The organism is Blattabacterium cuenoti (assembly GCF_014251255.1).
GTDB lineage: Bacteria > Bacteroidota > Bacteroidia > Flavobacteriales > Blattabacteriaceae > Blattabacterium > Blattabacterium cuenoti_W.
The window spans coordinates 263,676-279,531 of sequence record NZ_CP059182.1; the positions used below are offsets into that span (position 1 = coordinate 263,676).

At 26.9% G+C, this 15,856-nt stretch carries 14 protein-coding genes; 10 read left to right on the forward strand and 4 right to left on the reverse strand.

The genetic code is table 11. The features are described 5' to 3' along the window. The first annotated feature begins 20 nt into the window (after window positions 1-20). Genes mraY through hisS form a run of 9 tightly spaced genes read left to right on the forward strand, consistent with a single transcriptional unit; the run spans window position 21 to window position 11,265 of the window. The gene (mraY, locus tag H0H77_RS01230) at window positions 21-1,214 is read left to right on the forward strand and encodes a phospho-N-acetylmuramoyl-pentapeptide-transferase (RefSeq protein ID WP_394366559.1); all 1,194 of its coding nucleotides are present in this window, start codon (window positions 21-23) and stop codon (window positions 1,212-1,214) included. 11 nt (window positions 1,215-1,225) lie between these two features. Next, the gene (gene murD, locus H0H77_RS01235; RefSeq protein WP_185851850.1) at window positions 1,226-2,608 is read left to right on the forward strand and encodes a UDP-N-acetylmuramoyl-L-alanine--D-glutamate ligase; all 1,383 of its coding nucleotides are present in this window, start codon (window positions 1,226-1,228) and stop codon (window positions 2,606-2,608) included. Beyond that, complete coding sequence (locus tag H0H77_RS01240) at window positions 2,583-3,827, forward strand: FtsW/RodA/SpoVE family cell cycle protein (protein WP_185851786.1); 1,245 nt, start codon at window positions 2,583-2,585, stop codon at window positions 3,825-3,827. The genes murD and H0H77_RS01240 overlap by 26 nt, the downstream gene beginning before the upstream one ends. Before the next feature lie 3 nt (window positions 3,828-3,830). Beyond that, window positions 3,831-4,934 (forward strand): undecaprenyldiphospho-muramoylpentapeptide beta-N-acetylglucosaminyltransferase, encoded by a 1,104-nt coding sequence (gene murG / locus H0H77_RS01245; protein ID WP_185851787.1) that lies wholly within the window; start codon window positions 3,831-3,833, stop codon window positions 4,932-4,934. Beyond that, window positions 4,931-6,304 (forward strand): UDP-N-acetylmuramate--L-alanine ligase, encoded by a 1,374-nt coding sequence (murC, locus tag H0H77_RS01250; protein WP_185851788.1) that lies wholly within the window; start codon window positions 4,931-4,933, stop codon window positions 6,302-6,304. The genes murG and murC overlap by 4 nt, the downstream gene beginning before the upstream one ends. Then, on the forward strand, window positions 6,305-7,039 hold the full coding sequence (locus tag H0H77_RS01255) for a cell division protein FtsQ/DivIB (protein WP_185851789.1): 735 nt from the start codon (window positions 6,305-6,307) through the stop codon (window positions 7,037-7,039). Between the two features lie 4 nt (window positions 7,040-7,043). Further along, complete coding sequence (ftsA, locus tag H0H77_RS01260) at window positions 7,044-8,393, forward strand: cell division protein FtsA (protein ID WP_185851790.1); 1,350 nt, start codon at window positions 7,044-7,046, stop codon at window positions 8,391-8,393. A 6-nt stretch (window positions 8,394-8,399) separates the two neighbouring features. Then, on the forward strand, window positions 8,400-9,812 hold the full coding sequence (ftsZ, locus tag H0H77_RS01265) for a cell division protein FtsZ (protein ID WP_185851791.1): 1,413 nt from the start codon (window positions 8,400-8,402) through the stop codon (window positions 9,810-9,812). A 40-nt stretch (window positions 9,813-9,852) separates the two neighbouring features. Further along, window positions 9,853-11,265 carry a histidine--tRNA ligase gene (gene hisS / locus H0H77_RS01270; protein WP_185851792.1) on the forward strand — a complete coding sequence of 471 codons (1,413 nt, stop codon included), beginning with the start codon at window positions 9,853-9,855 and terminating at the stop codon, window positions 11,263-11,265. 59 nt (window positions 11,266-11,324) lie between these two features. On the opposite strand, the gene pnuC is transcribed toward hisS, so the two are convergent. Next, the gene (gene pnuC, locus H0H77_RS01275; protein WP_317168006.1) at window positions 11,325-11,963 is read right to left on the reverse strand and encodes a nicotinamide riboside transporter PnuC; all 639 of its coding nucleotides are present in this window, start codon (window positions 11,961-11,963) and stop codon (window positions 11,325-11,327) included. A gap of 21 nt (window positions 11,964-11,984) precedes the next feature. Beyond that, complete coding sequence (locus H0H77_RS01280) at window positions 11,985-12,602, reverse strand: 4'-phosphopantetheinyl transferase family protein (RefSeq protein ID WP_185851793.1); 618 nt, start codon at window positions 12,600-12,602, stop codon at window positions 11,985-11,987. 126 nt (window positions 12,603-12,728) lie between these two features. Between H0H77_RS01280 and H0H77_RS01285 the strand changes: the two genes are divergently transcribed. Continuing rightward, entirely contained in the window at window positions 12,729-13,775 is a 1,047-nt protein-coding gene (locus H0H77_RS01285; RefSeq protein WP_185851794.1) for an Mrp/NBP35 family ATP-binding protein, read from the forward strand. A gap of 23 nt (window positions 13,776-13,798) precedes the next feature. Here H0H77_RS01285 and H0H77_RS01290 read toward each other — a convergent pair whose 3' ends face one another. Further along, window positions 13,799-14,617: a purine-nucleoside phosphorylase gene (locus H0H77_RS01290; RefSeq protein ID WP_185851795.1), complete on the reverse strand. Its 819-nt coding sequence runs from the start codon at window positions 14,615-14,617 to the stop codon at window positions 13,799-13,801. A 207-nt stretch (window positions 14,618-14,824) separates the two neighbouring features. Then, complete coding sequence (gene murB, locus H0H77_RS01295) at window positions 14,825-15,844, reverse strand: UDP-N-acetylmuramate dehydrogenase (protein WP_185851796.1); 1,020 nt, start codon at window positions 15,842-15,844, stop codon at window positions 14,825-14,827. Window positions 15,845-15,856: the final 12 nt, after the last annotated feature.

Sequence of the window (15,856 nt, forward strand, 5' to 3'; positions counted from 1 at the left end):
ATTAGAGGTATATAAGTATGATGATTTTTCATAGTTTTTTTTTTAATATTCTTGATTATTCTTTTGTAAATTCTATTTCTTTAAAATTAAGATCAGGAATTGCTTTTGTTTTGTCTCTTTTTATAGCATTAATTTTGAATAGAAAAATTATTCTATGGAATTATAGAAAAAAAAGAATAGGAGAACATATACGAGACCTTGGGTTAATTGGACAAAAGGAAAAAGAAGGAACTCCAACAATGGGGGGGGTTATAATCATAATTTCTGCATTAATTCCCACATTTTTTTTTTCTACATTGAAGAATGTATACGTGATAATTTTGATTGTGACTACACTATATATGGGATGTCTTGGTTTTATAGATGATTACATAAAAATCAAATATAATAAAAATGGACTTAATGTCATTGGGAAAATATTTGGTCAAATAATTTTAGGAATTTTTATTGGAAGTATTATGTCTTTTCATAAAAATATTACTATTTTAAAAAAAATAGATCCTATAAAAATCGTTCAAAAATATTCTTCAGTAGTAGAAAAAGAACATGCTTTGAAAACAACTCTTCCTATTCCTAGGATTGTTCATAACAATGAGTTTGACTATGCTTGTCTTTTGAAATGGTATAATAAGAAATGGGAAAAATATGCATGGTTGATTTTTATTCCTATAGTCATTTTCATGACGATCTCATTATCCAATGGGGCTAACCTTACTGATGGAATGGATGGGTTAACAGCTGGAATTTCTTCTATTATTTTACTCACATTATTTTTAATAATATCTATTTCTAGAATATTATCTTATGAGGATATTCCTAATATCAGAGAAATATTTGTATTCTCTTTTTCTTTTTTAGGATCTTTGATTGGATTTCTTTGGTATAATACATATCCAGCACAAATTTTTATGGGGGATACGGGAAGTTTAACTATAGGGGGAGTTATTTCTACACTGGCGTTTCTTACTAGAAAAGAATTAATACTTCCTATTTTATGTGGTATTTTTTTTATAGAAAATATTTCTGTTACAATACAAGTGTTGTATTTTAAATGTTCTAAAAAAAAATATGGGACAGGAAGAAGAATTTTTCTAATGGCTCCTTTACATCATCATTTTCAAAAATTAGGATATCATGAAAGCAAAATTGTCAATCGTTTTTTTATTATACAAGTGATTCTTTCTATGATCGTATTGGGTTTGTTCATTATATAATGATGACAATAATGGAAAAGAAATTAATAGTTGTATTGGGAGGAAGAGAAAGCGGAGTTGGAGCTGCTTTACTAGCTAAAAAAAAGGGGTTTACTCCATTTGTATCTGATTCTGCAGTTATTCCAAAAAAATATAAAAGAATTTTAATAGAAAATAAAATTTCTTTTGAGGAAAATGGACATACAGAAAATTTAATAGCTAAAGAAGCACTCAAAGTAATAAAAAGTCCTGGAATTTCTTCTGTAAAAAATCCATTGATAAATAAAATTAATCACTTGAAAATTCCTATTGTTTCTGAGTTGGAATTTGTAAAAAGTTATCTGAAAACTTCTTATGTTATTGGAATTACAGGAAGTAATGGAAAAACGACAACCAGTTTCATTGTTTACAGAATTCTTAAGAAAGAAGGTCTTCGTGTAGGAATAGCAGGAAATATTGGACGTAGTTTCTCACGGGAAGCTCTAAAGAAAGAAAAAAAAGATGTTTATGTTTTAGAATTGAGTAGTTTTCAACTAGATGATTTTTTAAAATTTCGTTCTAATATTGCAGTAATATTAAATATTACAAGGGATCATTTAGATAGATATAATAATATTGAAGAGTATATTTTTTCAAAATTTAAAATTGCAACCCTTCAAAAAAGGGAAGATTTTTTGATTTACAATTACGATGATCCTATGATCAGAGAAGGATTGAAAAAATATTCTATTCAATCCAAATGTATTCCTTTTTCTATTAAAAAAGAATTACATGTGGGAACTTATATAAAATGGAATAATATTTTTTTTAAGAAAAAAGAAAATGAAGAAAGAGATATTTTAAATGTAAAAAATATTCCTTTAAAAGGAGATCATAATCTTTATAATATTATGGCTTCAATCACCATATCAGAAACATTAAATATTCAAAAAAAATCAATAATCTCTACTATATCAAAATTAAAACCTATCAAACATAGGATGGAAAAAGTATTAAGTATTAATGGAGTGCAATTTATCAATGATTCTAAAGCAACAAATGTCAATGCTGTTTTTTATGCATTAAAAAACATGAATCCTCCTATAATATGGATTGCGGGAGGAAAAGATAAAGGAAATGATTATAGAGAACTTGTCCTCTTGGTTAAAAAAAAAGTCAAAGCAATAATTTGTTTAGGAAAACAAAATAAAAAATTTGTAGATTTTTTTAAAGAAATCATAGATATTATTGTGGAAACGGATAACCTGAAAAAGGCTGTTCGTATTGCTTACACTTTATCTACTCGTGGAGATAATATTATTTTATCTCCTGCATGTTCTAGTTTAGATCTTTTTCAAGATTATAAAGAAAGAGGAAACAAATTTAAACAAGAAGTAAGAAATCTTTTCTATGAAAAAAATAGATATTTTTTTTAATAGATATATCAAAGGAGATAGATATCTGTGGGCTTTTATCACTTTATTAGCTATATTTTCTTTTTTACCAGTTTACTCTGCGAGTACAAATTTAGTGTCTATATATGGAGGAACAAATACAGTATTCAGTTATCTATTCAAACATGCTATTTTTTTGTTAGTAGGATTCTGCATTCTTTTTTTTACTCAATTCATAGACTACAAATATTTTTATCATCTTTCTATCTTTTTAATGCCTATAGTGTTCATATTACTTGTTTTTACTGTTAGTCAAGGAAGAGAAGTCTATGGCGTAAATGCTTCTCGTTGGTTGCATATTCCTATTATTAATATCTCTTTTCAAACTTCTAATATTGCTGGAGTTGTTCTCTTTATTTATTGCGCTAGATTTTTATCTCAAGAAAATAAAAAAATAAATTTTTTGAATTCTTTTTTTCCTTTAATTTTTCCTATATTTTTTATTATTGGACTTATTTTTCCATCTAATGGATCTACAGCAGCTATTGTTTTTATTTCAGTTTTAATTTTACTTTTTATAGGAGGATATCCATTTACAGGAATTATAGGTATTTTATTAATGGGAATCATAGCTGCAAGTATATACATTTATTTTGTACTAAAATGGGGAGAAAAAAATCCAAAAAATAGAGTTTATACGTGGAAAAGTCGTATCGAAAATTTTTTGGATCACAACTCTGAAGAGAGTTATCAAATGAAACAATCCAAAACAGCTATTTTTTTAGGAAATAAATTTGGACGTGGTCCTGGGAAAAGTGTTTTAAAAGCTTTTCTTCCTCAATCTTCTTCAGATTTTATTTATGCTATTATTATAGAAGAATATGGATCTGTAGGAGGAGTTATTCTTTTGTTTATTTATCTCCTTATTTTGCTTAGAATTATGATAATTGCAACAAAAGTACAAAATTATTTTTGTACTTTATTAGTCTTTGCTGTCGGGTTTCCGATTATCAATCAAGCACTGATTAATATGGGAATCACCGTTGGATTATTTCCTGTCACAGGACAAACTTTACCATTAATTAGTGCTGGAGGGACTTCTATGTGGGTTACTTTTTTTAGTTTTGGAATAATACTGAGTGTTAGTAAAATGATAAAACATCCTGATACGTCTGATCATAATAGTAAGAGAAAAGAAACAGATGTTTCTACTCCTCCTACTACTAAAAAAAAAGATTTTTATTATAAAAATATGAATTAATTCATGAAGAATATTTCTCCTAGAATTATTATTTGTAGTGGAGGGACCGGAGGGCATATTTACACAGGGATAGCTATTGCAGATGAACTTAAAAATAAAATTCCAGAAATCAATGTTTTATTTATTGGATCTAAAAAAAACATGGAAATGCAAGAAATTCCTAAATGTGGATATCCAATAGAAAGGATTTGTATTTCAGGTGGAAAAAGAAAACTTTTTTCTTCTTCAGGGTTTATTTTATTTATAGAATTGATATATAGTTTTTTTTTAGCCAATAAAATTATTAAAAAATTTTCTCCTGATATAGTTGTTGGAACAGGAGGATACGTGAGTTTTCCAACATTATATGCTGCAAAAAAAAATAGAGTTCCCATTCTTATTCAAGAACAAAATTCTTTTCCTGGGTTAACCAATAGAATATTTTCTCGTTATGCAAGAAAAATATGTATTGCTTATGAAGAATCCAAAGAATATTTTCCAAAAGAAAGAACTATAATCACTGGAAATCCAGTTAGATCTGGAATATTACAATTACCAAGTAGAGAAGAAGCTTGTTTTCACTTAGGATTAAAAAAAGAAAAACCGATTATTTTATCTATAGGAGGAAGTCAAGGTTCTAATAGTATTAATAATGCTTGGATAAAAGGATTAAAAAAACTGATACATCTAGATATACAATTGATTTGGCAATTAGGAAAAGTAGATATTCATAGAGTAAGAAAAAATGGAATTTCTCATCATCATAATTTTATTTTAATGGAATTTATTGATAATGTTCCGATGTGTTATGCAGCAGCAGATATCATTGTATCTAGAGCTGGGGCTTTAACTATATCAGAGATATGTTTAATAGGAAAACCTTATATATTAATTCCTTTACCTTGGTCATCAGATGATCATCAAAATAAAAATGCTAAAATATTAGAAGAGAAAGAAGCTGCTTTGATAATAAAAAACGAGGATATAGATGAAAAATTAGTGGATTCTACTATTCAACTTCTTAAGAATTCTAGTATGAAAAAAAAAATGAGTAAAAATATCTTCCAATTAGGAAAACCTAAAGCAACTAACGATATTGCAAATGAAATATTACAGATTATTTTATGAATATTATTAATCAAATTGATTCTTTTTACTTTTTAGGAATAGGAGGAATAGGAATGAGTTCTTTAGCCAGATATTTTCATAAGATGGGAAAAACAGTTTCTGGATATGATAGAGATAAAACCCTTTTAACAAAAAAGTTAGAAAAAGAAGGAATATCAATTCATTATCATGATAACATAGAAATATTGCCTAAATGGATTCATTCCAGACGATGTTTAATTGTTTATACTCCAGCTATTCCTGATAATCAAAAACAATGGATTTTTATAAAAAAATATGTAAAAAATATAAAAAAACGTTCTCAAGTATTATCTTTAATAACAAAAAATAAAATTTGTATAGCTATAGGAGGAGCACATGGAAAAACAACCACTTGTACTTTACTAGGACATATTTTATATAGTTCTGGAAAAAATGTAACTGCTTTTTTGGGAGGAATATCTGAAAATTATCAATCGAATCTTATATCTAATGGAACGGAAATTTTTTTAGTAGAAGCTGATGAATTTGATCGTTCTTTTTTATATTTATCCCCAAATATAGCATGTATTACGTCTTTAGATCAAGATCATATAGAGACTTATCCAGAAAAAGAATCCTTGATAAAGGCTTACGTAGAATTTTCTAATAGAATAAAAAGTCCATATGAAAAAATATTTCTTTGCAAAGAAGAATCTTTTTCATCTAAAAACGCTATCTATTATTCTGTAGAAAGAAAAGCAAATTATTATTCCAATCATGTTTATGTAAAAGAAAATAAATGGTATTTTGATTTTCATACTCCAACAGAAACATGGAAATCTCTTCCCTTACCGATTCCAGGAATACATAACTTAAAAAATGTGACAGCCGCATTAGCTATATCAGATTTTTTAAAAATAAAAAATGAAGATGTTAGAAAAGCTTTATTTTTATTTAAGGGAATTAAAAGAAGATTTTCGATTCATTATCAATCTATAAAAAAAATATATATAGATGATTATGCACATCATCCTACAGAAATTAATGCTCTAATTACTACTGTAAAAAAATGTTTTCCAGGAAAAAAAATATTGGGAATTTTTCAACCACATTTATTTAGTAGAACTAAATACTTTGAAGTCGCTTTTGCTAAAAGTTTAGAAAAACTTGATCTTTTGATTTTATTAGATGTTTATCCAGCCAGAGAGTTCCCTATTGATGGAATTAGTTCTAACCGTTTATTAGATAAGATTCAAATGAGTTCTGAAAAAAAAGAAGTTTCTACTATAAACAAAGTTTTAAAAAAAATTAAAAAAAAAAATTTTGATATTCTTCTCACAATAGGAGCCGGAAATATTGATATTTTAATCCGTCCTATAAAAGAATGGTTGTATAAACAATATGGATAGATGAAAAAAAAAATAATATTTATCACTATTTTATTAGTATATATAATTTTTATGATATTTTTTTATTTTTTTTCTCAAAAAATACATATAAATAGAAATTTTAAAAGATTCAATATAGTTATTAATCCATTATCATCTAATGATCATTTTGTAAATGAAAAACTTATTAAAAAAATTCTATTTTCTAGAATAGAAAAAATTGAAAAAAAAATCGGTCAATTATGTATATTAAGAATGGAAAAACAATTAAATGATTACCCTTTTATAAAAAAATCTGAAGTGTTTATTGATGTGGATGGAACCCTAAATATTAAAGTTTTGCAAAAAGAACCTATTTTAAGAATAAAAAATGGAAATAAAGAAAAAGAATATTATCTGACTAAAGAAGCGGAAAATTTAGAACTTTCTTCTTTTTATTCATCAAAAGTGATTTTAGCAAAAGGATCTTTTTCAAAAGAAGAAAAAAAACATTTAGCTAATTTAGTCAAGGAAATCAATTCTGATGAGTTATTAAAAAATCAAATTATTAGTATCAAGAAAACGGCTCATAATTTATTTTTTTTAATTCCAAAAATAGGAAATCATCAAATTATATTAGGGGATCTGGAGGATTTTAAAAGTAAATTAAATAAATTAAAAGCTTTTTATAAGCAATACTTAAATAAAATAGAGATCAATCAATATAAAAGTATTGATTTACAATATAAGGACCAAGTAGTCGCTAAAAAAAGATAAATTTATGGAATATCAAGATATAGCTATAGGTCTTGATGTAGGTACTACGAAGATTGTAGCTATGGTAGGAAGGAGAAATGAATATAATAAAGTTGAGATTTTAGGTATAGGGAGATCTAAAAGTATAGGTGTTCATATAGGTGTTGTGAACAATATCACTCAGACAATAGAAGCCATTCGTGAAGCTGTGTCAGAGGCAGAACATAGTTCAGGTTTAAAAATTAAAGAAGTAGTTGTTGGAATTGCAGGACAACATATTAGAAGTCTACAACATAATGATTATATTACAAGGTTAGATTTCGAAAATGTTATTAATCAAAAAGATATACAAAAATTAATAGATCAAGTTCATCAACTGGTGATGCTTCCAGGAGAAGAAATAATTCATGTTCTTCCACAAGAATACAAAGTAGATAGTCAAGCAGAAATAGTAGAACCTATAGGAATGTATGGAAGTCGTTTAGAGGCAAATTTTCATGTAGTGGTAGGACAAATTTCTTCAATTAGAAATATTGGAAGATGTGTAAAAGCAGCAGGATTGAATTTGGCAGGAATGACTTTAGAACCTTTAGCTTCTGCAGAAGCTGTATTAAACATGGAAGAAAGAGAAGCTGGTGTGGCTTTAGTGGATATAGGAGGAGGGACGACGGATATTGCTATCTTTAAAGATAACATTATTAGACATACAGCCGTTATCCCTTTTGGGGGAAATGTAATCACTGAAAATATTAAAACAGATTGTTTAATTATTGAAAGACAAGCAGAATTGCTAAAAATAAAATTTGGATCCGCGTGGCCTGGTGAAAATAAAGAAACAGAAATTGTTTGCATTCCTGGATTAAGAGGTCGTGATCCTAAAGAAATTTCTTTAAAACGTCTTTCCCAAATTATCCATACAAGGGTATGCGAAATTTTGGAACAAGTAAATATAGAAATAAAAAATTATGGAAATGAGGAACAAAAAAAACGACTTATAGCAGGATTAGTGATGACAGGAGGAGGATCTCAATTAAAGCATATTCGTCCTTTAACAGAATATATTACGGGAATGGATGTTCGTGTAGGATATTCAAATGAGCATATTGCAGGAGGAGAAAATGGAATGATAAGTAATCCAGAATATGCAACTTCTATAGGACTGGTTATTAAAGGATTAGAAGATAATAAAATTTGTACAGAAATGATTTCTAGATATGATGAGGAAAATTCTTATGAGTTTTTTCCGATTTCTAATCGTAGATCTAATTATAACAAGGATTCTTTTCAAAAGAAGAAAAAAAATAAAAAAAAATCTAAATCTTTTCTTGAAATTTGGGCAGATAAATTCCGTCAAATATTGAATGATACAGAATAATAAACAATGAAAAAAGAAGATTACATACAAAAAAACAACAACGTTCAATTTGGAATTCCAAAAAATCGTTCCGCTGCAATCAAAGTTATTGGTGTAGGAGGGGGGGGAAGTAATGCTTTAAGCTATATGTTTGAACAAGGAATTACTGGGGTCGATTTTATAGCATGTAATACAGATGCACAAGCTCTCAATAATAATCCAGTCCCTGTAAAAATTCAATTAGGAGCTTCTATTACAGAAGGATTAGGAGCAGGAGCAGATCCAGAAGTAGGAGAAAAAGCGGCTTTAGAAAGTCTAGAAGAAATTAAAAGTATTTTAGATTCTAATACAAAAATGACTTTTATCACAGCAGGGATGGGAGGTGGAACTGGAACAGGTGCAGCTCCAATTATTGCAGGAATTTCTAAAGAAAAAGGGATTCTTACTGTAGGAATTGTAACAATTCCATTCCATTTTGAAGGAAAAATGAGGTTACAACAAGCCCAAAAAGGGATAGAAGCTCTCAGAAAAAATGTGGATTCTCTCATTGTCATTAATAATGATAAATTGAGAGAATTATATGGAAATTTAGGATTTAAAGCAGGATTTGCAAAAGCAGATGAAGTGCTGACTACTGCGGCTAAAGGAATAGCAGAAGTTATTACTCACCATTATAAACAGAACATCGATTTGAGAGATACTAGAACCGTTCTCAAAGAAAGTGGAACAGCGATTATGGGATCAGCAATTTCTGTAGGAGAAAATAGAGCCAAAGAAGCCGTTGTACAAGCGTTAGATTCTCCATTACTGAATGATAATAAGATAACGGGAGCAAAAAACGTTCTTTTGCTAATTGTTTCAGGAAAAATTGAAATAACTATAGATGAAATAGGAATTATCAGTGATTATATACAAGCAGAAGCAGGAAACAATGCGAATATTATTATGGGGATAGGAGAAGACGAAAATTTAGAGGAAAGTATTTCAGTGACAATAGTTGCTACTGGATTTCCTACTGAAGTTCAGAGAGCTATTCACCACGAAGAAAAAAAAATATTTCATAGGTTAGAAGAACCTTCTAAAAAAAAATTAAAGAAAGTAGAAGAAATTCATTCTTATACTAAAAAACGAATAGACTCTTTTCCTTCACAAAAAAAATATCCTCAAGATATAGGAATTTCTTCTTATAAAAAAGGAAACTTATCATCTAATCAAAAACAAAATATTTTTAATCAAGCTATTACTTCTTCTCCTTCTTCCAGCAGAAGTAGTAATTTTGTGGAAGAGAAACATAAAAAATATATGATGCTAGAAGATCATTTTGATCTTCCTATTTCTTCGGAAAAAAGAAAGAAACCATTCTTAAAAGATAGAATGAAACATTCTCATCCTCATATGAATAAGAATCATAATTCAGAAACAGAAAATAATAATTCATAAAAAATGAGGATCTTAATAAGAAAAATTAAGAAAATTCTATATGAACCATTCTCCTAGTATTCCCAAAGGGACCAGAGATTTTTCCTCAATGGAGATGAATAAACGAAATTATTTAATTCAAATTATTAGAAATTATTTTGAACTTTTTGGATTCTATTCTATAGAAACACCTTCTTTTGAAAATATTTCCACTCTTATTGGAAAATATGGAGAAGAAGGAGAATATTTAATGTTTAAGTTACTTCATTCAGGAAATTTTTTAAAGAAAAAAATTTCAGACTTTTTTTTAAAAAAAAATAAAGAAACTATTATTGATAGTACAAAATATTTAACGGAACAAATATCCAATAAAGCACTTAGGTATGATTTAACAGTTCCTTTTGTTCGTTATGTAGTCATGCATAAAAATGAAATTCTTTTTCCTTTTAAAAGATATCAAATACAACCTGTATGGCGTGCAGATAAACCACAAAAAGGAAGATTTAGAGAATTTTATCAATGTGATGCGGATATCATAGGGTCTTCTTCTTTATCTTTATGGCAAGAAATAGAATTCATTCAACTTTGCGACAAAATTTTTACGAAATTAAAGTTTCCTATAATCATTCATATTAACCATAGGGATATTTTAGGAGGATTATTGGAAATTTCTGAAATAGAAGATCATTTATGGAAAAATTTTACGACTTCTTTAGATAAATGGAATAAAATAGGAAGAAATTTAGTAAAGAAAGAAATGCTTAAAAAAGGAATTTCATCTGCTTCTTTCGAAAAGATAGCATATTTTTTTGAAATGAAAGAGAATTTTTCAAAAAAAAGGAAACTTTTAAACGTTGCCTTCCAATTTTCTAAAAAAGGAAAAAAAGGAATAGAAGATCTTAGTTTTATTTTTAATAAAATAAAAAACATTTCTTTAAAAAAGACAAAATTAGAATGGAATATTTCTCTAGCCAGAGGAATGAACTATTATACAGGAACAATATTTGAAATATTCCCAACAAATAGTGATGATTCTTATTCTATTGGAGGAGGAGGGAGATATGACCAGTTAGCTAGTTTTTTTGGAATGAAAAACATTTCTGGAGTAGGAGTTTCCTTAGGGTTAGATAGAATTTATTTAGCTATGGAAAAAGAAAATTTATTCCAAACTATTTCTAATTTTCCTTCAAAAGTATTGTTTATTAACTTCGGAGATGAAGAAGTTCTATATGCATATAAAATGATCAATTTTTTGAGAGAAAAAGAAATTTCTACTCAATTGTATCCAAATGCGGTGAGAATCAATAAACAATTTAAATACGCCAACGACAATAATATTCCATTTACTATCAGTATAGGGAAAAATGAAATGGAAAAAAATAAAATAAGAGTAAAAAATATAAAAAAAAGAATAGAAACAGAATATGACAATATAAATGATGTGGCTAAACTGATAAAAAATTCATCAGAATGAACATGTTATATGGTAAAAAAAAAGAAAAACACATCCTCATTCATCAAATACACCATTTATTAATGATAAATAATTTTTTTTGAAACTTTTTTCTTCCAAAGAACATAACCTCCTATAGCCAATAAGAAAAGAAAAATAAATAAAAAACCTGTTAAAAAAAGCCCTTTAAAAAAATAAAGAGGGACAGAAATAATGTTTCCAATTATCCAGAATATCCAACTTTCTACTTTTTTCATAGACATTTGATACATCCCAGAAAAAAAAATACCAGTTGTCAACACATCAACCCAATCAGAATTGGATTGAAGTTTTCCATTATTGAAATAATAATAAACTATTGTACTCAAAATACAAGTAGATACAAACAATAAAGCTGTATAGCAATAATCTTTTTTATCTGAAAAAGATATAGAAAAATTTTTTTCTTTTTTCCTGTATTTCCATACATACCATCCATACAAACTCATTCCTGTATAATATAGATTGATAAGACAATCTCCATAAAGAGAGTTGATAAAAGTTATATAACAGTATATCACTGTACTTCCAATTCCTATTGGATATAACCATATATTATTTTTTTGTGCGAAAATGACACTCAATATACTAAATGTTGCAGCAGAAGATTCTAAAAAAATCTGGAAGAAACTCCTATTTTGATAAGGATATAAAAAAATATGAATCCATTCATTGATCATAACCAAATCAATTTATTTTTTTTATTTATCTATAATATAAACAAGGTAATGCTCATCTATTTTTCTATAAAAAGCAGAAAATCTCTTACTATATGATTTTTTAAGAATCCAACACGATATACAAAAATCTTTGTTTATGCAAAAAGGAGAAACTTTATAATGATCCAAAAAACTTGACGAGAGACCTCCTTCTAATTTATATAAACTTTCTTTGATCCCCCATATAATATGAAGATATTCTTCTTCTTGGTTTGGATGTATAAAAAGAGATTCATCCTCTCTAATAAATTTTTCTTTTACTTTAATTATTTTATTTTTTCTGAATTTTTCTATATCTATTCCTATATGGTAGGAACTAATTGCTATAGCTATTTTTTCAAAAGAATGACTTAATGAAATATACTTTTTTTGAGGAAAAAGAAAAGGTTTTCTTTTCTCATTGTAAAAAAGATTCATAATTCCTATATATCTTAAAGCATAACGAACTCCTAAAAATTCTTTTTTACGTTTTTTTGATAAAGAAAAAAAAATTTTTCTTTCTTTTTCAGAAAGAGTAATTAATTCTTTAGAAAATAGAGTTTCTAAATTGAACCATTTAAAAACGATAATTTTCGTATGAAATTTATTCAGTAGTATCATAAAAATGAGTGATGTCGTAGTAGAAATTCATAAAAATTATTTTCTAATAAGATTAAATCTCGTCATTTTTTGTACTATTGTGAAAATATCAATCTCAAAAAATTGAGAGAAGAACAATCTTTTTTTATGAAAAAAAAAATTTCAAAAGCATTAGAAAATGTTTTTATTACTACTGTTGATAATGAAAAAAAAAATATTATTGAAGCAGGAATAGTAAAAAATATAGATTTTCTTGAAGAAGAAATCATAATTCATCTCCACTTATCTAATCCTACTATGCACATAAAAAAAAAATTAGAAAAAGATATTGACCAATCTATAAAAAAAAATCAGAATGTAAATGATGCAACAAAGATTAAGATAAAAATAGAAACTGTATTATTAGATGCTACTAAAAAAACAATCAATGGGATAAAAAATATAATTGCCGTTGCTTCTGGAAAAGGAGGAGTAGGAAAATCCACAATAGCAACTAATATCGCTGTTTCTTTAGTGAAAATGGGATTTCATGTAGGATTGTTGGATGCAGATATTTATGGACCTTCTATTCCTTTAATGTTTAATATAAAAGAAGATATGATTTCCTCATGTATCGTCATAAAAAATGGAATTCATAAGATGAATCCTATCATTCGTTATGGGGTAAAAATTTTATCTTTAGGTTTTTTTTCAAAATCTGGACAGGCTATTGTTTGGAGGGGGCCTATGGCTACTAAAGCTTTAAGACAATTTATTCATGAAACTGATTGGGGAGGTTTAGATTTTTTAATTGTAGATTTACCTCCAGGAACAGGAGATATCCATTTATCCCTTTCACAAGAAATTCCATTAAAAGGAATTATTATAGTTAGTACTCCTCAAAAAATAGCTTTATCTGATGTCCATAGAACTGTAGGAATGTTTCGGATGAAATCTATTCATGTTCCAATACTTGGAATCATAGAAAATATGTCTTTTTTTTTGAAAAAAAAAGAAGAAAAATGCTTTTTTTTTGGAAAAAATGGAGTAAAAAATTTTTCTAAAAAAATGAATATTTTTTTTCTTGGAGAAATACCTATGATACAAAAAATACGAGAATCCTCTGATTTAGGAATTCCTATTGTTTTAGAAAACAATGAAATAAGAAAAATTTTTGGAAATATTACGAAAAATATAATTGATAAATTATCATAAAAATATATTTATTCAATAAAAAATTAATAACAAAATTTTATAAATTCTTTTACAATTAATATTAGAATAGGGATAGATTTTTCAGTTTCTTGAAAAATGGAATTAGTTTGATATTTTTTATTATGTTGATTCGATAAGCCCATTATAATAATGGAGATAGCAAATACTCGTAAACTCATATATCTAGCTGTAATCACATACGAAATGATATTATTCATTCCAACACTATCTCCACCCATGGATTGTATCATTGCATATTCTGCAGGGGTTTTATAGTTTGGATAAGGAAAAGCAACATATACTCCTTTTTGTATGATAATATTATGATTCATCGCTATATTTTCTGCTATTTCAAGCATTTTTTTATCATATGGTTCTTCTGTAATTCCAAAAAAAGAACTATTCAAATGATGATTTTCTTTTAAAGAAAAAAGAGATTTATCTGGTGGAAAAAGATTGATATGATCTTTAACCAACATGACATCTCCCATTTTGTAATTGGGATTCACTCCTACAGAAATATTGATTAGTATTAATTTATCTATGCCTATATTTTTACACAAGACAACAGGAAAAGTATTTTTCTCCTTTTCTTCATAAGAAGAAGACAAAGAAAAGGGTTCTATTAAAAAAACAACTTTTTTTTCTTCTATCTCTCCGAAAATCAATTCTCCACATAAATTTGAAAAATTTGGAATTTCTTCGTAAGAAATACATATAGGTTTTTTTATTATTTCCTTTACAAGTTTATTAAAAAACTGGCTTCCTAATAATAGAATTCCAAAATCAGGTTTTGTTTTGATTTTATTTTTTATATATATTGTTGATTTTTCTAAAGTCATAAATGAAATTTTTTTTATTTTTTTCTCAAAAAATTATTGACGACATTTTTCCTATCCTAAAGGAAAAGGTAAATAAAAATAAAACAAAGTAAAATTGATTGAAATAAGATATACATTTTTTAGTATTTATGTTTTTTAAATGAGTAGTGAGTTAAGTTATTTTCACAATAGGATAATAGAATAGTAGTTATTGGTTTTTTTTTTTTATCATCGTATAACATTTACTTCTCTAGATAAAACAATCCCTAACTTGTTTTTGATGTCTTTAGTTATTTTTTCTGAAAAAGAATATATATCTATTCCACTCGCCTTTCCATAGTTGACTAAAACTATAGGTTGTTTTTTATAGACTCCCACATCTCCTATTTTTTTTCCTTTCCATCCAGTTAATTGAATCAATGAACTAGCAGATAATTTTACTTTTTTTTTAGAAATAGAATATCCAATAATAGTCGGGTATTTATTTTTCAATTTTTTGAATTCAAAAATTCCTACTATAGGATTCATAAAAAAACTACCAGCATTTCCAATTTTTTTTGGATCGGGAAGTTTTCTTTGTCTAATGTGAAGAATTGCCTTCCTCAAGTCATGAGTATTAGGTTTTTGAATATTCATTTTTTCTAATTCCTTTTGTATTTCAATGGATGATGTATTCAATTCTTGATGTTTTTTTTTTAATAAAAAAAGGACTGATAAAATCAGGAATTTATTTCTGTATTTTTTAAAAAAAGAATGACGGTATTGTAGTTGACATTCTTCACGTGTTAATTCTCTAATTATTCCATTGTCTGTTTCATAGACTTCCACTTTCAATAAAGTATCCTTTATTTCCGTTCCATATGCTCCAATATTTTGAATAGGAGCTGCTCCAACTGTCCCAGGGATAAAAGATAAATTCTCTAACCCACTGAATCCTTTTTTTATAGTCCAATTGACAAATTCATTCCAATTTTCTCCCGCAAAAGCTTTCACTATTACTTGATCGTTGTTTTCCTGAATGATATTTTTTCCTTTTATTCCCATTTTTATTACTAGTCCCTGATAAAAATTTTTTAAAAAAAGAATATTACTTCCATTCCCCAAAAAAAATTTTGGAATAGATGGATATTTACAAAAAGTTTCTTGGATATCTTCTATCCCTTTCACATTTACAAAATAATGCGCATACACATTGATTCCAAATGTATTAAACTTTTTTAAAGAAAAATTTTTTTTAATATTTAACATGCATATAAACAT